At 70.7% G+C, this 615-nt stretch carries 2 pseudogenes; both read right to left on the reverse strand.

Annotated features, from left to right (window positions below):
* A pseudogene (locus tag KZA10_RS17060) lies at positions 1-237 on the reverse strand (zinc ABC transporter substrate-binding protein); the annotation flags it as partial.
* A gap of 44 nt (positions 238-281) precedes the next feature.
* Positions 282-615, reverse strand: a pseudogene (locus KZA10_RS17065) (ABC transporter ATP-binding protein); the annotation flags it as partial.

Raw genomic sequence — 615 nt, forward strand, 5'->3', positions numbered from 1 at the left:
ATCGGCGAGACCGAGGCGCAGCAGCAGCTCGGTCTGCGACGGGTGCAGCCCGACGACGGCGGTCGGCGTGGTCGGGATCTCGACCGTGCGGCCGCAGTTCTCGATCGTGATCGCCTCGCCGGCGGAGTCGGGTGCGGATCCGGCGGAGACGCCGCCGCCGCATCCGGTGAGGGCGATCGCGCCCAGTCCGACGGTGACGGCGGCGAGCAGACGGGTGGTTCGGGTGCGGGGTGTCATTCTTCTTCTCCTTGGTAGGGGTGTGGGTTCAGGTGTCGAGCGGATCAGCCGGCGGACTGTCGCGGATGGAACGTCATCGCCCGCGCGCCGGTGTCGACCTCGATGGCGACGCGGGCGGTGACGTGGAAGACCTCGTCGACGAGCGCGGGGGTGAGCACGGTGTCGGGCGGACCGAAGGCGACGAGCCTGCCCTCGTCGAGCACGGCGACGTCGTCGCAGAACGCCGCGGCGATGTTGAGGTCGTGCAGGGCCGCGATCACGGTCGTGCCGAGTCCGCTCACGACGCGCATCAGGTCGAGCTGGTGCGCGATGTCGAGGTGGTTGGTCGGTTCGTCCAGCACGAGGATCTCGCCGCTCTGCGCGAGTGCACGGGCGAGC

Origin of the sequence: Microbacterium sp. BF1 (assembly GCF_019279095.1) — a bacterium.
GTDB lineage: Bacteria > Actinomycetota > Actinomycetes > Actinomycetales > Microbacteriaceae > Microbacterium > Microbacterium maritypicum.